Source organism: Flavobacterium marginilacus, assembly GCF_026870155.1.
Taxonomy (GTDB): domain Bacteria; phylum Bacteroidota; class Bacteroidia; order Flavobacteriales; family Flavobacteriaceae; genus Flavobacterium; species Flavobacterium marginilacus.
This window is the reverse complement of sequence record NZ_CP113975.1, coordinates 4,690,241-4,708,790: the sequence shown is the minus strand read 5'-3', so window position 1 is coordinate 4,708,790 and position 18,550 is coordinate 4,690,241. Positions and strand designations below refer to the sequence as shown.

The 18,550-nt window shown below is 33.8% G+C and carries 19 protein-coding genes; 15 read left to right on the top strand and 4 right to left on the bottom strand.

What is annotated here, in order from left to right; genetic code table 11:
* Positions 1-70 precede the first annotated feature (70 nt).
* From OZP07_RS19640 to OZP07_RS19620, 5 genes are all read left to right on the top strand, one after another.
* On the top strand, positions 71-511 hold the full coding sequence (locus tag OZP07_RS19640) for a single-stranded DNA-binding protein (protein ID WP_194641578.1): 441 nt from the start codon (positions 71-73) through the stop codon (positions 509-511).
* 23 nt (positions 512-534) lie between these two features.
* A complete protein-coding gene (locus OZP07_RS19635; protein WP_281636427.1) occupies positions 535-1,830 on the top strand; it encodes a gliding motility-associated protein GldE in 1,296 nt (431 codons plus the stop codon).
* A gap of 6 nt (positions 1,831-1,836) precedes the next feature.
* Positions 1,837-2,400: a gliding motility lipoprotein GldD gene (gene gldD, locus OZP07_RS19630; protein WP_194641580.1), complete on the top strand. Its 564-nt coding sequence runs from the start codon at positions 1,837-1,839 to the stop codon at positions 2,398-2,400.
* Between the two features lie 285 nt (positions 2,401-2,685).
* The gene (locus OZP07_RS19625; protein ID WP_281636426.1) at positions 2,686-2,910 is read left to right on the top strand and encodes a hypothetical protein; all 225 of its coding nucleotides are present in this window, start codon (positions 2,686-2,688) and stop codon (positions 2,908-2,910) included.
* 48 nt (positions 2,911-2,958) lie between these two features.
* Complete coding sequence (locus OZP07_RS19620; protein ID WP_281636425.1) at positions 2,959-3,588, top strand: hypothetical protein; 630 nt, start codon at positions 2,959-2,961, stop codon at positions 3,586-3,588.
* A gap of 221 nt (positions 3,589-3,809) precedes the next feature.
* Here OZP07_RS19620 and OZP07_RS19615 read toward each other — a convergent pair whose 3' ends face one another.
* Positions 3,810-4,190 carry a heavy-metal-associated domain-containing protein gene (locus tag OZP07_RS19615; RefSeq protein WP_281636424.1) on the bottom strand — a complete coding sequence of 127 codons (381 nt, stop codon included), beginning with the start codon at positions 4,188-4,190 and terminating at the stop codon, positions 3,810-3,812.
* Positions 4,191-4,301: 111 nt separating this feature from the next.
* Here OZP07_RS19615 and OZP07_RS19610 point away from each other — a divergent pair, with 111 nt between their 5' ends.
* Both OZP07_RS19610 and OZP07_RS19605 read left to right on the top strand, forming a co-directional pair.
* Positions 4,302-5,168, top strand: coding sequence for a DMT family transporter (locus OZP07_RS19610; RefSeq protein WP_194644246.1), 867 nt, complete (start codon positions 4,302-4,304; stop codon positions 5,166-5,168).
* A 197-nt stretch (positions 5,169-5,365) separates the two neighbouring features.
* Complete coding sequence (locus tag OZP07_RS19605) at positions 5,366-6,346, top strand: IS30 family transposase (RefSeq protein ID WP_281635297.1); 981 nt, start codon at positions 5,366-5,368, stop codon at positions 6,344-6,346.
* A gap of 104 nt (positions 6,347-6,450) precedes the next feature.
* Here the strand turns inward: OZP07_RS19605 and OZP07_RS19600 are convergent, their stop codons facing one another.
* On the bottom strand, positions 6,451-8,499 hold the full coding sequence (locus tag OZP07_RS19600) for a M16 family metallopeptidase (protein ID WP_281636423.1): 2,049 nt from the start codon (positions 8,497-8,499) through the stop codon (positions 6,451-6,453).
* A gap of 13 nt (positions 8,500-8,512) precedes the next feature.
* Complete coding sequence (locus OZP07_RS19595; RefSeq protein ID WP_281636422.1) at positions 8,513-9,838, bottom strand: M16 family metallopeptidase; 1,326 nt, start codon at positions 9,836-9,838, stop codon at positions 8,513-8,515.
* A gap of 255 nt (positions 9,839-10,093) precedes the next feature.
* Here OZP07_RS19595 and rplU point away from each other — a divergent pair, with 255 nt between their 5' ends.
* The 3 genes from rplU to OZP07_RS19580 all read left to right on the top strand — a co-directional run bounded on the left by rplU (position 10,094) and on the right by OZP07_RS19580 (position 12,032).
* Positions 10,094-10,531 carry a 50S ribosomal protein L21 gene (gene rplU, locus OZP07_RS19590; protein ID WP_281636421.1) on the top strand — a complete coding sequence of 146 codons (438 nt, stop codon included), beginning with the start codon at positions 10,094-10,096 and terminating at the stop codon, positions 10,529-10,531.
* A 22-nt stretch (positions 10,532-10,553) separates the two neighbouring features.
* Positions 10,554-10,814 carry a 50S ribosomal protein L27 gene (rpmA, locus tag OZP07_RS19585; protein WP_035634391.1) on the top strand — a complete coding sequence of 87 codons (261 nt, stop codon included), beginning with the start codon at positions 10,554-10,556 and terminating at the stop codon, positions 10,812-10,814.
* A 786-nt stretch (positions 10,815-11,600) separates the two neighbouring features.
* Positions 11,601-12,032 (top strand): YfiM family lipoprotein, encoded by a 432-nt coding sequence (locus OZP07_RS19580; RefSeq protein WP_281636420.1) that lies wholly within the window; start codon positions 11,601-11,603, stop codon positions 12,030-12,032.
* A 157-nt stretch (positions 12,033-12,189) separates the two neighbouring features.
* Here OZP07_RS19580 and ahcY read toward each other — a convergent pair whose 3' ends face one another.
* A complete protein-coding gene (ahcY, locus tag OZP07_RS19575) occupies positions 12,190-13,506 on the bottom strand; it encodes an adenosylhomocysteinase (RefSeq protein WP_281636419.1) in 1,317 nt (438 codons plus the stop codon).
* 272 nt (positions 13,507-13,778) lie between these two features.
* Here ahcY and OZP07_RS19570 point away from each other — a divergent pair, with 272 nt between their 5' ends.
* From OZP07_RS19570 to arfB, 5 genes are read left to right on the top strand one after another with little or no spacing between them, the layout of a single operon-like run.
* On the top strand, positions 13,779-14,414 hold the full coding sequence (locus tag OZP07_RS19570) for a 4'-phosphopantetheinyl transferase family protein (RefSeq protein WP_281636418.1): 636 nt from the start codon (positions 13,779-13,781) through the stop codon (positions 14,412-14,414).
* A 53-nt stretch (positions 14,415-14,467) separates the two neighbouring features.
* Complete coding sequence (locus OZP07_RS19565; protein ID WP_281636417.1) at positions 14,468-15,181, top strand: phosphoglycerol geranylgeranyltransferase; 714 nt, start codon at positions 14,468-14,470, stop codon at positions 15,179-15,181.
* An 11-nt stretch (positions 15,182-15,192) separates the two neighbouring features.
* Positions 15,193-15,825 carry a nicotinamide riboside transporter PnuC gene (pnuC, locus tag OZP07_RS19560; protein WP_194643963.1) on the top strand — a complete coding sequence of 211 codons (633 nt, stop codon included), beginning with the start codon at positions 15,193-15,195 and terminating at the stop codon, positions 15,823-15,825.
* Complete coding sequence (locus tag OZP07_RS19555; RefSeq protein ID WP_281636416.1) at positions 15,777-17,903, top strand: DUF4301 family protein; 2,127 nt, start codon at positions 15,777-15,779, stop codon at positions 17,901-17,903. The genes pnuC and OZP07_RS19555 overlap by 49 nt, the downstream gene beginning before the upstream one ends.
* Positions 17,904-18,308 carry an alternative ribosome rescue aminoacyl-tRNA hydrolase ArfB gene (gene arfB, locus OZP07_RS19550; protein WP_281636415.1) on the top strand — a complete coding sequence of 135 codons (405 nt, stop codon included), beginning with the start codon at positions 17,904-17,906 and terminating at the stop codon, positions 18,306-18,308.
* The last annotated feature ends 242 nt before the right edge of the window (positions 18,309-18,550 follow it).

The following is an 18,550-nucleotide window of genomic DNA, read 5'->3' as shown; positions in this document are numbered from 1 at the left end:
CTGTCTCTTATAAAACCTAATAAATATGTATTAAAAAATAATGTACCTTTGGTAGAAATACCACCAAATCATGAACGGAACATTAAATAAAGTGATGCTTATAGGCTATCTTGGCGATGATGTCAAAATGCACTATTTTGAAGGAGGAAACTGCATCGGCCGATTTCAGCTGGCTACCAATGAAGTCTATGTCAATAAAACGACCAACGAAAAAATTACTTCGACCGAATGGCATAATCTGGTTGTGCGCAACAAAGCAGCCGAAATATGTGAAAAATATCTTTCCAAAGGAGATAAAATTTATGTGGAAGGCCGTATAAAATCGCGGCAATGGCAAGCCGAGGACGGTTCTGTTAAGCATACAATGGAAATACAGGTTACGGAGTTTACTTTTTTGAACACCAAAAAGGAAACTGAAACCAATAGGGCAATAAATTCTTCGGAATCAGCAAAAAACACTAACTTTGAATCTCAAAATAACGACTTGCCTATTAATGACCTGCCGTTTTGATTGTTTAACTAATTCATGCCAATTTGGACCCAGAGCCCAGTTTAGAGATAGCTTCTCAAGTTGACTTTACCTTAATTTTTGGTTTTGTCGGAATCATAATTTTGCTGTTTTGTTCCGCAATAGTTTCAGGTGCTGAAGTTGCTTTGTTTTCCTTATCACAAAAAGATTTGGACGATTCTATACAGGAAAATAACACCAAGGGTAAAATAATTGCACGGCTATTGGAAAAACCCAAAAAACTTTTAGCGACACTTCTCGTTGCAAATAATTTCATTAATATCGGAGTGGTGATTTTGTTTTCTTTTGTTGGGAAAAACATTTTTGCTTCTATCGATTCACCGGTTTTAAAATTTATAACCGAAGTAATTTTAGTTACTTTCCTGTTATTGCTCTTTGGTGAAGTGCTGCCAAAAGTGTATGCCAGCAGAAACAATATAAAGTTTGCTCAATTAATTGTTTATCCCGTTTCAGGATTAGATAAAATTTTGTCGCCTATAAGCATACCAATGCGTTCGATAACCTTGTTTTTGCAGAATAAACTTGGGAAACAAAAATCTAATTTTTCAGTTGATCAATTATCGCAGGCACTGGAACTGACAGACAGTTGCGAAACTACTACCGAAGAGCAGAAGATTTTAGAAGGAATTGTTTCTTTTGGCAATACCGATACTAAGCAGGTGATGAGTCCAAGGATTGATGTTTTTGCATTGGAAATAACAGAGCCTTTTGCTGCAATTTATCCGAAAATTATTGAAAAAGGGTTTTCAAGAATTCCAGTGTTTCGCGAGAGCATTGACCAGATCGAAGGAGTACTGTTTGTTAAGGATCTGCTTCCGTATATTAATGAAGCCGAGTTTGATTGGGTGACTTTACTGCGTGAGCCTTTTTTTGTACCCGAAAATAAAAAACTGGATAATCTGCTCAAAGATTTTCAAAGCATGAAAAGTCATTTGGCTATTGTAGTGGATGAATACGGAGGAACATCAGGATTGGTATCACTGGAAGATGTTATTGAAGAAATAGTGGGCGAAATAAATGATGAGTATGATGATACATTTGTTAATTTTTCGAAACTCGATGATAAAAATTATATTTTTGAGGGCAAAATAAACCTGAAGGATTTCTTCCGAATTATTGATGTTGATGAAGATTTATTCGAAGAACAAAAAGGGGAGGCAGAAACATTGGCTGGGTTTATTTTAGAAATTTTAGGTAATTTTCCTAAAAAAGGACAGAAAATAGTTTTTGAAAACTGTACGTTTGTCATCGAATCTGTTGATCAAAAACGGGTCAAACAAATTAAAGTAACGATTGAATAATATAAAATGCTTAATAAAATTACTGCTCTTTTTGTGTTTTTTGCTTTCTTCCTGTCTTTAGCAGGATGTAAAAATGATGTTTTGCCTAAACCAGCGAGTTATCTAAGGCTGGATTATCCAGAAGCGGAATATGTTGGTCTTAAAGGACACTGCCCATTTGAATTTGATATGAACTCCAAAGCAATAATAAAAGAAGATAAAGACTGCGGTTACTCGATTACATATCCAAAGATGAAAGCAACTATTTACCTGACCTATAAACCGGTAAATAATAATATAAATAAATTGCTTAGAGATGCTCAGAAACTAACTTACGAGCATGTTATTAAAGCTGACGATATTCTGGAACAGCCATATATAAATCAAGATAAAAAAGTGTATGGCATGTTTTATCAGGTAGATGGAAATGCCGCGACCAACTCTCAGTTTTATGTAACTGACAGTGTTAAACATTTTGTTACAGGATCAGTTTATTTTTATGCTAAGCCTAATTATGATTCCATTATGCCTGCGGCAAGTTATATTAAAAATGATATGCAGCGATTGATGGAAACTTTGAAATGGAAATAGATTTTGTTTTATTTTTTTATAATGTATTTCAAATTATCAAATAAACGCAAAATTAATCGTCTGTCGTTGGTGATTATTTCTGCTGTTCCCTTTGCTTCAAATTTAAAACCCAAAACAGTACCATAATTGGTTTTTAATTGTTGTGGAAAATCGGCCATAATAATATATACATCGGTAATTAGTTAAGGATGTATAAGTCCTGCATCAGGTGGTGTTGATGTAAACGTATTTTCTAATTTTGCAGATCAATATTTTAATAGGTCATATATAACATCTACTAATCAATTGAGTAGTTTTATTGTTGCTGGTGGTACAAATTTTGCAGTTGGTATTTATCGTGCTTATAGTTCAAATGGAGTTTCTTCAAATCTTCATGCTGTAGTAATAACAGGGATAACTGCTGATGGTTCTAAATATATTTGTAGTGATTCTCAAAATGGTGTTATAATAAAATATATTGACATTGATTGTATGGAAAAATATGCAGGCGTAAGTGGATTATGTCAATAGAATATTTCTTGATAAGATAATTTATATACTTTTTTAAACTTTTAATATATGATACACAAATCATTAATAAAGAAAGGGTTTGAACTTGTTTTTGTATTAATAACAATCGTTTATTTTGACTTTTCTTTGCATGCACAAAACCAATTAGATGAAAAATTTAAAGAAAAAGCAGGTAATAAGTGGTATAATATGGTATATCAAGCTCCTAACAGTTATTATGGGATAGAGGTAGAAAGTTGTTATAATGGCAATGAAAATTTTATACAAAGTGCATTTGATCATGGTATAAAAAGCAAAACGCATGATATTGTAGTTGCTTTTGCTATGATTTATACCATGGCTGACGATACACCAAGAGGGAAACGCATAAGGGAAGTTTTTGGAAACCCAACAAAGATTAATCTAGAGGCGATAGCTTATGAGGCTGATACTACATGGTATAAAGTGAAGTATCTCGATTCTCTTCAATTAAAAAAAATAAGTGCTGATAGAGGTATAATTTACAACATGAAGATAACGAAAAAGTATAAAGGAATTTATGACAGATGTAAAAAAATAATAGAATATAAAGATAATGTGGGAAGAGCTGAGATATTGTTTTTTTATAATAAAGGGGATGATGCTCTTGTTGATGAAGAGATAAAGAACACGTGGGGGATGCTGAAATTTAAGTCTTAAAGGCAGTGCTATGATCTTAGAATTCTGAATATATTTATTATTAACTATTTTTACTGCCTTGATAACTTTAAATAAAGATAAATTATTATTAGGGAATAATCCTTAGTCCTTTGCTGAAACATATGATTTATAAATAACTCGTAGATTATTCGAACGTTTTCCGTTTTCTAATGATTTAAAATCTAGAGACTCAGGATTATTCACTAATTATTTTTAACTATTTAAGACTTCATATTAGAAACTTTATATGTTTTTCCGTCACCGGTTGCCTGAACTACTTTTGTTAAGTTTTCTGGAGTCTGAACTGTTTTGTCAAATGTAACGGTAGCAAGTTTTTTGTCAAAATCAACTTTAGCTTCCTGTACACCGTCCAGTCCTGTTAATTCTTCCTGGATTGTTGCAGCGCATCCTACTGCACAAGTCATTCCTTCGATAGTAAAACTCGCTGTCTGGAGATTGGCTGCAGCAATTTCTTTTTTAGCTTTTGGAGCTGGTGCTTCAGCTGCAGCAGTTTCGGCTTTAACTTCTGATTTACTGTCTTTACAGCTGGAAAAAAGTAACCCTGATATTGCTATAATTGCGATTGATTTTTTGAAATTCATTATGATGAGATTTTTAATTAATTTTTTGTTTTTTGTAATTTACTGCAAAATTAATTAAAAAAGGAGTAATAGTTGCTAAAAATATTACAATTTTGCATCAAAATACAATTTATCATGACTAAACAGTTAAAGTGGATCTATTTATTGGTGCTGTCCTTAATTTGGGGAAGTTCTTTTATATTGATAAAAAAGGGCTTGATTGGACTGACTGCTCTGCAATTGGGTTCCCTGCGGATTATTTTTGCTGCATTGTTTTTGTTTTTGATTGGATTCGAGAGTTTAACTAAAATTCCAAGGCATCAATGGAAATATATTATGCTGACCTCTTTATTTGGTACATTCATTCCAGCCTATCTTTTTGCTATAGCAGAAACTCAGATTGACAGTTCAATTACGGCTATTTTAAATTCATTGACACCATTAAATACACTGATTTTAGGTGCTGTTTTTTTTGGGATTACTTTTCGAAAAAGTCAGATATGGGGTGTAATTATAGGGCTTCTGGGGTGTCTGCTTTTAGTTTTTAATGGGGCAGTAAATCATCCGGAGCAAAATTATTATTATGCTGTTTTGGTATTGGCTGCATCTATCTGTTATGCAGCAAATGTCAATTTAATCAAAAGGTATTTGTCGGATCTGACTCCTTTGAGTATAACTACCGGGAATTTTTTAATCTTGCTTTTTCCTGCTTTAGGAATTTTGTTTTTTACTGATTTCTTTGAAGTTGTTCATGTTGAAAAAGTACAGCATTCTCTTTGGTTTATATTGATTTTAGGAGTTGTAGGTACTGGAATTGCCAATGTTATTTTCTTTAAATTAATCCAGATTTCATCGCCTGTTTTTGCAACTTCGGTTACCTATCTTATTCCTGTAATTGCTATTTTTTGGGGATTGCTGGATAATGAGGTGCTGACTTTTGTTCAGTGTGTAGGTGCTTTTATTATTTTAATTGGGGTTTATTTATCTGCTAAGAAATAGGACGCTTTTTTTACAGCAGCTGCGTCTTTAAATCTTTTGTATTTTGCTGAATTTGAACTTAATTATAATCTTAGATTCAAGTAATAAATGCAACGTGAAAAAAAACTCTAGTGTTATTCTTTTGACCTAGGTCAAAAGAATAACACTAGAGTTGGCGAAAAAATCATCATATCTTTGGGTTGCAACACTCAAAATAGATGGCACATTTAACGTTAGAACAAAGATACAAAATAGAAGTATATAGAAATGCCGGTATCAGTATTTCCGAAATTGCTGAATTGGTAGATAAAAACAAATCAGTTATTTCTCGAGAAATAAAACGTAATTCTGATCAAAGAAGTGGTGTTTATAAAGCTGTTTTGGCGGATAAAAAAGCTTTAAACAGGCATAAGGTTAAGATCAAAAAATGCACTTTAACCTCAGAAGTTGAAGCAAATATTTTGTTTTATTTAAAGCAAGATTACAGTCCTGAACAAATTGTTGGCAGAGCAAAAATTGACAAAAGAGCAATGGTTTCTAAAGAAAGAATCTATCAATATATTTGGGAAAATAAACGCAAAGGAGGACTCTTATATAAACATCTTAGGACCAAGGGTAAAAAGTATAAAAAAAGAGGACATTTAAAGGATAAAAGAGGACTTATTATTGGTAGGGTCGATATTAGCGAGCGTCCAAAGATTGTAGAAAAGAAAAGTAGATTGGGCGATTTAGAGATTGATTTGGTCATTGGTAAGAATCACAAAGGAGCGTTACTAACTATCAATGACAGAGCCTCTGGAATACTTTTTATGGGAAAAGTAGAAAGCAAAGAAGCTAGTGCAATACAGCAGAAAACAATTGAATTATTGAAAGATTGGAAACCAATAATCAAGACCATTACTTCGGATAATGGAAAGGAATTTGCCAATCATCGGGCCATTGCAGAAGATTTAGATATCGATTATTATTTTGCCAAACCCTACCATAGCTGGGAACGAGGAGCCAATGAAAATTTAAACGGATTAATAAGACAATATTTTCCTAAAAAATCTAACTTTGAAAACATCGAAGAACAACAAATAAAAACAGTAGTTAATACATTAAACAACAGACCCAGAAAAAGATTTGGCTATAAAACACCTAATGAAATTTTCGCCGAAAAAATCAATAAATTGAATACTGTTGCATTTATATGTTGAATCCACCAATCTTTAAGTGGTTGAAAAATTTAGTCATAATTTTTAATTTTAAATAAAAAAGACTGCCGATTAAAGCAGTCTTTGTTTTTTTTGAATGTATAAGACTATTGAAAGTCAGTGTCTTTTACTCCCTCGTTTATTGTAACTTCAGATATTTTGATGTTTAATTCTATACCTACGTTTTGAATAATATTGAATGGCACTTTTATGCTTTTTACTTCTCTGTAATCTCCAAAATTTGTAGTCACTGTCATTTTTTGGCCTCCCTGTTCTAGGTTTTTGGTTTCGGCAAGTTTTAATCCTGTTTTGGTGTCGTAGAAGTATGTTGTTTTGTTGTTTTTGATAGCAAAAGCATCACTTCCATTGATATTTTCAATTCTGTCGATGATAAGAGCCGGATTTTTTAATAAAAGCACTTCTTCAAACGGTGTTGCTGATGCTTTCATTTCGGCTAATTCTGCTCCTTCAAAATCCTTGCGCAGTCCCTGCTGAATAGCGTAAGCTCCTTTTTGATTAACGACCTGTTTCATTATACTCATAGGTCCCATTGCGATTTCTATTAATGAGTTTCCTTTGATGTCTGTTTTTGAAGTGAAAGTTAAAGGAGATGGGGCCTGCGGTACAGAAGTTGTTCCGCTTACAGCAATAGATTTTACAGCAGCTACTGCTTTTTCTCCTCCAATTGCTTTTATGTAGTTTTCAAATACATTTTTAGCTGTAATTCCTGCTGGAATTTCTTTTTTCAACACAGGTTTTTCTAAAGGATTAGCATATTTGTCAAAATAAAACATTGGAATCTTTAATTTTTCCAAACCTGGTCCTATTTCAGATGCCTTTCCGGCAATAACTATTCGGATATTGTCTATTAAGAAATATTTGTTGGCAACACGCAGTATGTCATCAGCGGTTACTGCGTTTATGGTCTGTATGTATTTTTCGTAGAAATCGGCTGGAAGTTTTTCGGTTTCAATGTTTAATGCATATCTGGCTACTGCCTGCGGTTTTTCGACCTGCATCACAAAACGTCCAATGTAGCCTGCTTTTACAGTAGCAAGTACTTCTTCGGTTACCTTTTCAGTTCTTATTCTTTTTATTTCTTTGACAAATTCTACTACGGCACTATCGGTAACGGAGTTTCTTACAGCTGATTTTGCAAAGAATTTATTAGTGTATTTTCCTGCTCCGACATTTGATCTTGCGCCATAGGTCCAAGCATGTTTTTCGCGTAGATTCATATTCAGATAACTGTTGAAGTCACCTCCTAGAATCTGATTGGCAATAACTGCAGGGAAAAAATCTGGATCTCCCATTTTTAAGTTTACAGTATTTACAAGTGTAATTTCAGACTGAACAGCATTTGGAACGTCAACTAAGTTGATTTGCAGATTAGAAACATTTACTGGGATATCGTAGGATGTTTTTGGTGCGCTTTTTTTCGGCCATTTGCCAAATAGTTTTTCTACCGCCTCTTTTACATTTTTATATTTGATGTCACCAATAACTACTAAATAAGCGTTCTCTGGAACAAAGTAATTGCTGTAATTGGTTTCAATGTCTGCGAGAGTAATATTGTTTAATGTTGCTTCTGTAACAAATTCACCAGAAGGATGAGTTTTGCCGTAAGCTAAAGCATCTACCACACGATTAGCAATTGCTGGAACGCTTTTTTCTTCGGCTTTCATGCCTTCAATCATTTTGGCTTTTTCTTTGTCAAATTCTTCTTGGGTGAAATTTGGATTTAAAGCACCTTCAGCCATTAGTTCTAAAACTCTTCCGCTGTATTTAGAAAGAGAATTGGCAGTAGCTCCCTGTGAACTGAAATTAATGTCAGCTCCAAGAAAGTCTATTTCTTCATTGAAAGCAGTTTTTGATGTTTTTTTACTTCCATTACCTATTAAGTTACTCGTCAATTCATCGACTCCTTTTTTATTTCCTTCTGCAAATGGTGCATTATCCAAGGTTAAATTGAAAGAAACCCTTGGCAGTTTATGGTTTTCAACTACCAATACTTTCATGCCGTTTGCTAAAACAAAGGTTTGTGGTTTTTTGATATTAATTGTAGGTGATTTTCCGGGTTTGGGTTGCGTGCGGTCTTGTGCTTGCATGATTCCTGTTAAAAATAGAAGGATGAATAGTATACTTGTTTTTTTCATGATGTTGGTTTCTTTAGTTAAGAGGTTTTGCTTTGGCTGGTACATAATCTAAAAGTAAACGCTGGTTTGGATTTAGGTATTTTTTAGCAACCTCTCTTATTTCTTCACGTGTAATAGAATGGTATAATTCGATTTCTGTGTTGATTAGATTTACATCTTTGTACAGCAGATAGAAGGATGCTAGATTGTTAGCAATTCCTTCAATAGTAGAATTAGCGTTTACGAAGCTGTTATCAAACTTGTTCTGTAATTTTTGATAGTCATTTTCGGAAATTAATTCAGTTTGTATTTTTACAATTTCTTCGTCTATCTCTTTAAGAATATCTGTTGTTGTGAAAGTTCCCATTGGCAGGCCATATAATATGTACATACCGTAATCTTCCTGACTGAAACCAACTGCGCCAATCTGCAGTGCCATTTTTTTGTCATCAACTACTTTTTTGTAAAGTTTGGAACTTTTTCCGTCACTTAGATAAGATGAAATCAAATCCAAAACTCTTGCGTCCCTGCTTTTCATTGAAGGAGTGCGGTAGCTGGCTACTAACATTGGGATCTGAATATTAGGGTCTTCGTAAGTAGCTTTGATAGTCTGCGTTATTGGTTCTTCGGTATAGATTTTTTTAGGAGTTACCTCGCCTTTGGCAATTGGTCCAAAGTATTTTTGAATCCATTCTTTTGCCTGGTTTTTTTCGAAATCACCAGCTACTACCAATACAGCATTGTTTGGCAGGTAAAACTTTTTGTTGAATGCTTGAAATTCTTCAAGAGTAGCAGCATCCAAATCTTTCATTGAACCAATAGTTGTCCAGCGGTACGGATGATTTTTAAACATGTTTTCTTTTACAGCAGTCAGAATGTTCCCGTAAGGTCTGTTGTCGTAACTTGTTCTTTTTTCTTCTTTTACCACTTCGTTTTGAGTATCTACCCCAATCTTATTGATTATTGGATGCATTAATCTTTCGGATTCCATCCAAAGTCCTAATTCCAAATTGTTTGATGGGAATATTTCATAATAATAAGTTCTGTCATCGGTGGTGTTAGCGTTATTGGTGCCTCCATTCGAAGTTACAATTTTGAACCATTCGCCTCTTTTAATGTTTTCGGTTCCTTCAAATAATAGATGTTCAAAAAAGTGGGCAAAACCAGTACGGTCCGGTTTTTCGTCTTTGGCGCCTACATGATACATAACAGACGTAATTACAACAGGGGCAGAGTTGTCGTGATGTAATATAACGTGTAATCCGTTATCTAAATCGTATTCTTCGAAAGCTACTTTTTGAGCCGAAGCTACTCCTCCTAACATTAATGCAGCGCTTAACATCATTATTGATTTTTTCATAAAGATTAATAATTTGATTATATAGGTATTGGTTTTATGGATTTGTTACACAAAAGTACTTTTTTTATTGGACAGAAAGTAAGTAAATACAGTATTAAGAATTTATTAACGCTCTTTTGTTTTTTGGCTGTAAGTGTTTCAAAAAGAGGCTGAAACAGGTTTTGAAAATCAATTAAATATTTTTTTATCAAAGGATTGCAGGGTAAATATTTAATTGTATATTTGCATCCTTAAAAATTATTAAAACAATTCAGTATGTATGCAATCGTAGAGATAGCAGGGCAACAGTTTAAAGTTAGCAAAGACCTAAAGGTTTACGTTCACCGTTTGGCAAATGAAGAAGGATCAAAAGTTTCTTTTGATAAAGTTTATTTGGTAGATGATAACGGATCAATCACAATAGGCGCCCCAGCTATAGAAGGTGCTTCAGTAGAAGCTAAAGTGTTACAACACTTAAAAGGTGATAAAGTTATCGTTTTCAAAAAGAAAAGAAGAAAAGGATTCAAAAAAAGAAACGGTCACAGACAATATCTTACTCAAATTGTAATTGAAGGTATTACTGCAGGAGGAACAGTTAAAAAAGCAACAGCTCCAAAAAAAGCAGCAGCTGAAGCTTCAACAGAAGATGCTGAAGTAGCAGCTCCTAAAGTAAAAAAAGCTCCTAAAGCTAAAAAAGAAGATACACAAGAATAATAACAAAATAAACTAATACGTCATGGCTCACAAGAAAGGTGTCGGTAGTTCGAAGAATGGTAGAGAATCAGAATCAAAACGTTTAGGCGTTAAGATTTTTGGTGGTCAGGCTGCTATTGCTGGGAACATCATCGTAAGACAAAGAGGTTCAAAACACAATCCAGGTGAAAACGTTTACATCAGTAAAGATCATACTTTACATGCAAAAGTTGATGGAGTTGTTGTTTTCCAAAAGAAAAGAGATAACAAATCTTATGTTTCTATACTTCCATTCGAAGCATAATCATAAAGATTTCTCATTATACAAAACCCGTCTCGTTAAATAATACGAGACGGGTTTTTGTTTGTTTTGTCTCGTTCTAAAAAAAGTTGACTATAATTACTTTAATTATGTCACTATCAAGTAAAGAATTCAAAAAAAAGCTTCCCTGTAGAAACTTATAGCGAGGTATTTAAAAAGCAAGTAGTAAAAGAGTTTGAATTGGGATTATTTACTAAAACAGAACTCCGTAGGCGTTACAAGATTAAGAGTTATAGTTGTATTGATATTTGAAAAGGTATGTCTAAAGGAAAAAATATCATAATGCTGCAAGAGTTCTAATTATGTAATGCTTCGTTAATTTGTTAAAACAGGAATTGTGAATTCTTTATCAGTAATCCAAGAAAAAAAGAAGAAAATACTTATTTTATAGTTTTGAATTTTAGCTCTTATGTAGAGATTTTTACATGATTTTGATGTGATATTTCTGATTCAGAATAAAATAGGTAAGTGAATTATTTGTAATTTTTATGTTAAAATTTTTAGGTTATATTGTTTTTAGTTTTTATTTGTAATAATATGATAATTTAAGTGATTTTTTTCTCGTTTTTAGGATTGAATTTAACAGTTTAAAATAAAAATACTACTATTTTATTTTGTCCAAAACGAATGAATAAACTGATTATTTTGTGAAATGTTTTTGTTTGGTCTAGTATACTTGTTTATTAGTCTTATTAGTGTTAAAATTAAAAGGGTTACACCTGATTTAGGATGTCTTTTTTTTAACTTTAAGTATAAAAATATAAGATTATGAAAACATTTTCCCTGATTTTTTTGTACTCTGCATCCTTAATTTCTCAAATAGATGTTAAGCAGGATAAATTGGCGCATTTTGGCGCAGGAGCATTAGTGTCTGTATTGGCATATGGACCGATTCATAAATTAACAAAGAGTGCTCCAAAGGCACTTCTTTATTCGACTGCTTGTGCTGTTTTAGTGGGAGCAATGAAAGAGGCTTATGACCTGAAATATGGTAAGACTGATTTTAATGGTGCAGATTTGGCTATGACAGCATTTGGAGGGTTTACGGCAAGCTCGGTCATTATAATATCTGTTACAAATAAAAGCAAGCGTAAGCAGTTAGAAAAAATTGAAAAATTAAAAAAAGAAGAGCAATTACTGCCAAAAGAAATTCCTGTTACAGCTACGATAACAGATGTGGGTTTGAATCTGAATGACTGATGCTGGATGTACTGACAGATTTGGTATGTTATCTTTTATTACGGATCATTCGATGCTTTTGAAGTAGATAATATCATTAAAAACCCTTGCAATCTGATAATGAATCAGTTTACAAGGGTTTTTTAATGATATTTTAGATCTTACAATCTATACTTATTTAGTATCTATAATATTCTGGTTTGAATGGACCTTGAACTTCAACACCAATGTAAGCAGCTTGATCTTCTCTTAGAACTTCAAGTTCAACACCTAATTTAGCTAAGTGTAAAGCGGCAACTTTTTCATCTAAATGTTTTGGTAACATGTAAACTTCATTTTTGTATGCAGCGCTGTTTTTCCACAATTCGATTTGAGCCAAAGTTTGGTTTGTGAACGAGTTACTCATTACAAAACTTGGGTGACCTGTAGCGCAGCCAAGGTTTACCAAACGGCCTTCAGCCAAGATGATGATATCTTTTCCGTTGATGTTGTATTTGTCAACCTGTGGTTTGATTTCGATTTTAGATGCACCGTGGTTTTTGTTTAACCATGCCATATCAATTTCATTATCGAAGTGACCGATGTTGCAGACAACAGTTTTGTCTTTCATTTGCTCGAAGTGCTCCCCAAGAACGATATCTTTGTTTCCTGTAGTTGTAATGATGATATCTGCATTAGCAATTACAGTGCTTAATTTTTTAACTTCATAACCGTCCATTGCGGCCTGTAACGCACAGATTGGATCGATTTCAGTAACTGTTACAATAGAACCAGCACCTCTGAAAGAAGCAGCAGTTCCTTTTCCAACGTCACCGTATCCACAAACGATAACTCTTTTTCCTGCTAACATCAAGTCAGTTGCACGGCGTACTGCATCTACAGCAGATTCTTTACAGCCGTATTTGTTGTCAAATTTAGATTTAGTAACAGAGTCATTAATATTGATTGCAGGCATTGGAAGAGTTCCAGCTTTTACTCTTTCGTAAAGTCTGTGAACACCAGTTGTCGTTTCTTCAGAAAGACCTTTGATTCCAGGAACTAATTCTGGGTAACGGTCAATAACCATGTTAGTTAAATCGCCACCATCGTCAAGAATCATGTTCAATGGTTTTCTGTCTTCTCCAAAGAATAAAGTCTGCTCAATACACCAGTCAAATGATTCTTCGTCCAGACCTTTCCATGCGTAAACTGAGATTCCAGCAGCGGCAATTGCAGCAGCAGCCTGATCCTGAGTAGAGAAAATGTTGCAGGAAGACCAAGTAACTTCAGCACCAAGAGCAATTAAAGTTTCAATCAAAACAGCAGTTTGGATAGTCATGTGCAGACATCCAGCGATACGAGCACCTTTAAGCGGCTGTTCATCTTTGTATTCAGCGCGAAGTGCCATTAAACCTGGCATTTCAGCCTCAGCTAGTTCAATTTCTTTTCTTCCCCAAGCTGCTAGAGAAATGTCTTTTACTTTGAAAGCCACATATGGCGTAGTCGTTGTACTCATTTTTTTATAGTATATTTGTATAATTACTTCGTCCGTTCGCTTTTTCAGGCTCGGGATTGAAATTTTTGCAAATTTACATAATAACTTATTATTTAAAAAGCGTTCGGGAATATTTATGATTTGTTTAATCCCGTAATCGAAAGTATTTCAGATTGTAGATTAGCGATTTAGGATTTTTGATTTAAGAAAAATAAAACAAAATGGAATTTCTTAAATGGTATCAGAACTCTAAATCTGAAATCTGAAATCACTATATAAAATCTAAAATCACAATGCCTTTATTCAAAACTATAGACGTCAATCCTACAACACAAATCCTGATTTGGAAAGTAACCGAATCCTTTGATGAGCTATTTCAAAAGGTAGTTTTAAAAGAAAAAACACAGCTCAGATTAAACGGAATGAAATCCGAATTGCATCAGCGTGCTTTTTTGAGTGTGCGAATGCTGATACAAGAAGCTGGAATTAGTGACTTTGATCTGCATTATGATGAATTTGGTAAACCTTATTTAGATGATGGCCGTTATATTTCGATTACTCATTCTCACAATTTTGCCGCAGTTATTGTCAGTGAAGAAACCGTGGGAATCGACATGGAATTACAGCGTGAGAAAATAATCCGTATTGCAGATAAATTTGTAAACGAAAAAGAATTGAAGCGTTTGCAAAGTTTTGATACGCTAGATTACATTAAAAAACTCACGGTTAAATGGGGTGCCAAAGAAGCAATTTTCAAAATCAGAAACGAAAAAGGAATCAGTTTTAAGGATCATATTCAGGTGGCGTCATTTTCTTTAGCAGAAAATAAAACCCATGCCTGTCTTTTTTTTGATGATTTGGAAAAAATGTTCGAAGTAAATTATCTGGAAGTAGAAAACTTTATTTTGGTTTATGCTTTCGAAAAATAGTTTTTAATCTTTGTACCTCTTTACGCTAACTTTGCGCATCTCTTTGAATTTCTATGGCTATATATAAACAAATTCTTCAATCAAAAGAAGCTAATCAGAAGCTGCTTGCCATTCTTCTGGATCCCGATAAAATTATTTGGGCAAATTTGGACTGTTTAATCGAAAAAATCAAGCAGTCACCAGCAACCCATGTTTTTATTGGCGGAAGCCATGTTCAGAATAATATTCTGGATGATTTGATCAAAGCTTTAAAACAAAAGATAAGTCTGCCTGTTGTTCTTTTTCCGGGAAATCCGTCCCAAATTTCAGATAAGGCCGACGCAATTTTGTTTTTATCTTTGATTTCAGGGCGAAACCCTGATTATTTGATAGGCCACCAAGTGGATGCAGCACCAATTTTGAAGAAAACAAAACTTGAAATTATCTCAACAGGTTATATGCTGATAGAGAGTGGAGGAGAAACCGCTGTAGAACGTATTAGTAAAACCAAACCATTAGAAAGACTAAAGCTGGATTTGGCTGTTGCTACCGCTCAGGCGGGAGAGATGTTAGGTAATAAGCTGATTTATCTCGAAGGCGGAAGCGGTGCAAAGCAGGCTGTTCCATTAGAAATGATTCAAGAAGTTGCTCAAAATATTGAAATTCCCCTTATTGTTGGCGGCGGAATTACAAATTTGCAGGGTATTCAAAACGCATACGAATCGGGTGCCGATTTAGTTGTTATTGGAACAGCGTTTGAAAATGATTCCGATTTTTTTAATACATAACTTGAAATAAAATGTTTGATTATTTTTTTGCCCAATATAAAGATTATCCAATTCACGAAGTGTATTTAGAACTTATTGCAGTTTTTTTTGGGCTGTGCAGTGTCTGGTATGCTAAGAAAGATAATGTTTGGGTTTTTCCAACAGGGTTAATCAGTACGTTTATATATGCTTATCTGCTTTGGCAATGGAGTCTGTTGGGAGATTCTATGATAAATGTTTATTATTTTATAATGAGCATTTATGGATGGTATCACTGGACACGAAAAAAAGGCGATATCGATGAATTTCCAATTTCTACGACGAACGGTAAAGAGAGGGGGATTGCTGTGATTATTTTTGCATTAACTCTTGTTTTTGTAGTTGCTGTATATCTTTATTTTAATAAATTTACCACTTGGTATTCCTATTTGGACACCATATTGACTGCAATTTTCTTTGTTGGAATGTGGTTAATGGCAAAAAGAAAAATTGAAAACTGGCTTTTTTGGATTGTAGGAGATTTACTTTCTATTCCGCTTTATTTTGCAAAAGGTTATACTTTTACCAGTTTTCAATATACAGTATTCACAATTATTGCCGTGTACGGTTATTTAGAATGGAAGAAAATCTTAAACAGCTCGCAAAATCCGGAGTTACACCAATAATAAAAATTGCTATTTTTGGACCGGAGTCTACTGGAAAAACTACTTTGGCAACACAGCTTGCGGAGTATTATAAAACTGTTTGGGTTCCCGAATTTGCGCGCGATTATCTGCAGGAAAAATTAGACAGCGGCCGTGGAATCTGTGATATTGACGATATGATGCCCATCGCTTATGGTCAGACAAAATTAGAAAATGAAAGTGCATTAATTGCTAATAGATATCTTTTTTGTGACACTAATCTGTTAGTGACAAAGGTGTTTTCAGAGCTGTATTATAATTTTTGTGATTCATTATTGGATAAAGCGGCCCGTACCCATCAATATGATCTGTTTTTTTTGACAGATATCGATGTGCCTTGGGAGGACGATGGTCTGCGTGACAGTCCTGAGGGAAGAGAAAGTATTTTTGAAGTATTTAAACAGTCATTGATTGATAATAAAAAAACATTTATTACAATTTCTGGCGATAAAGAGACCCGCTTAAAGAAGGCTGTAGCTATTATAGAGCAATTAACTGCAGCTTTAGAGATGGGGTTCTCTTCTGCTGATTTTTTGCAGATTTACCAGCACGGCATTCCAATAGAAAATATAAAAAGACAGCTTTGTATTTTCAAGGAAGGTATGCAGAAAACGATATTGGTTAATCCAGCAACAATAAATCATGGGGTTTTAAAATTATCTGATGTTGAATTTGAGCAAAAAGCGGACTTTTTTGTCGCTAATAAATCAAGTCTCAAACTGCTGAAATTTGTTCCGGCTTCTGGTGCTGCAACAAGAATGTTTAAGTTCTTGAGTACTTTTTTGAATGACTTTAAATTAGGTCATGAAACAATTAATGCCTACATTAACAGAAAAAAAGATACTGAATTATCCTTATTTATTGTTGGGATGGATAAGTTCCCTTTTTTCAAGGAAGTGGATGAAAAGCTGCGTGAAATATATCCCGATTTTAATAAACTGAAAAGTGATTATAAAAACTACTATTTTATAAAGACTCTCCTGTCGCCTGAATATTTCAACTTTGCTAATAAGCCGAAAGGAATTCTTCCATTTCATAAATATCCAGCGAATATAGTTACCCCTATTGAAGAGCATTTGCATGAGTGTGCTTTTTATGCAACTTCGAATAATCATTCCAGTCTGCATTTAACGGTTTCTGAGAATCATCAGGAACAGTTTGAAGCTATTATTGAAAGGATTAAAGAAAGAATTGAAATTAAATCGAATTCAAAAATAGAAGTTAGTTTCTCTTTTCAAAAAAAAGAAACGGATACCATTGCTGTAGATTTAGACAATAAACCTTTTCGAGATGATAATGGAAAGCTGGTTTTTCGGCCTGGAGGACATGGTGCTTTGATAGAAAACTTAAATGCAATTGATGCGGATGTTGTTTTTGTTAAAAATATAGATAATGTAATCCAGAATGACATTCATCAAATTTCATTTTATAAAAAAAGCTTGGCAGGAGTCTTGTTAGAGTTGCAATTTCAGACTTTTGAATATTTGAAAGTATTGGATAGCGGTGATGTATCTGAAGAAATATTGAGCGGGATTTTGGTCTTTATTAAAGAAAAACTGAATATTGAATTGAATAATGATTTTTTTAAATTTAAACAAAAAAATCAAATTGGTAAATTAAAGGATCTGCTCAATAAGCCCATTCGTATTTGCGGTATGGTAAAAAATGAAGGAGAACCTGGCGGAGGTCCTTTTTGGGTAAGAAGTATTGAAGGTAAGCAGACTCTGCAGATTGTTGAGAGTTCGCAGATTGATTTGAAAGACAGTAAACAATTGAAAATATTTGGAGATTCAACGCATTTTAATCCTGTAGATTTGATTTGCGGATTGAAAAATTATCAAGGTCAAAAGTTCGATTTAAAACAGTTTATAGATCCCGAAAGCGGTTTTATTGTGCATAAGAACCATGCAGGAGTTGATTTAAAGTCGTATGAGCTTCCAGGCTTGTGGAATGGAGCTATGGCAAATTGGCTGACTGTTTTTGTAGAAGTGCCTTTGTCAACTTTTAATCCCGTAAAAACGGTAAATGATTTATTAAAAAAAGCACATCAGCCTTTATAAATGGAAGTTCAAACTGCCCTTTTGGAGGTAAAATATAAAGCAGTAAGAAGCAGCGGTGCCGGAGGGCAGAACGTAAATAAAGTTTCGTCCAAGGTTGTGCTGACTTTTGATTTGCGTAATTCATTGGCACTTTCTCAAGAAGAAAAGCTGGTTTTGGAAACCAATTTACAGCATCGGCTGACTTCAGATTTAATGCTGATTTTGAATTGCGATGAAGATCGCAGTCAGCTCAAAAATAAAGAGATCGTTACTAAACGATTTTTGGATATTTTAAAAAAAGGATTGTATGTGCCAAAAGTGCGGAAGCCTGCCAAAATACCCAAAGCTGCTATCAGAAAAAGAATTAAAGACAAAAAGAATGTTTCTGAGATTAAACAATCACGTAAAAAACCGAATTTAGATTAAATATTCTTATTGTAATTTGATATTGAATTTTGTCATTGCCATTGATTTTTGTCATTGCTATTGATTTTTGCAATTTTTAATATTACTTTTGCAAAGTCTCAAAGGGGTGCTCCAAATAACGAGCTGAGATCATACCCAAAGAACCTGGGCAGGTAATGCTGCCAAGGGAATAAACGGCAAAAAAAATAGTAACTGCACTATCTTTTGCCGTAGAACAATCATTTATTAATTTAAACAAAAGA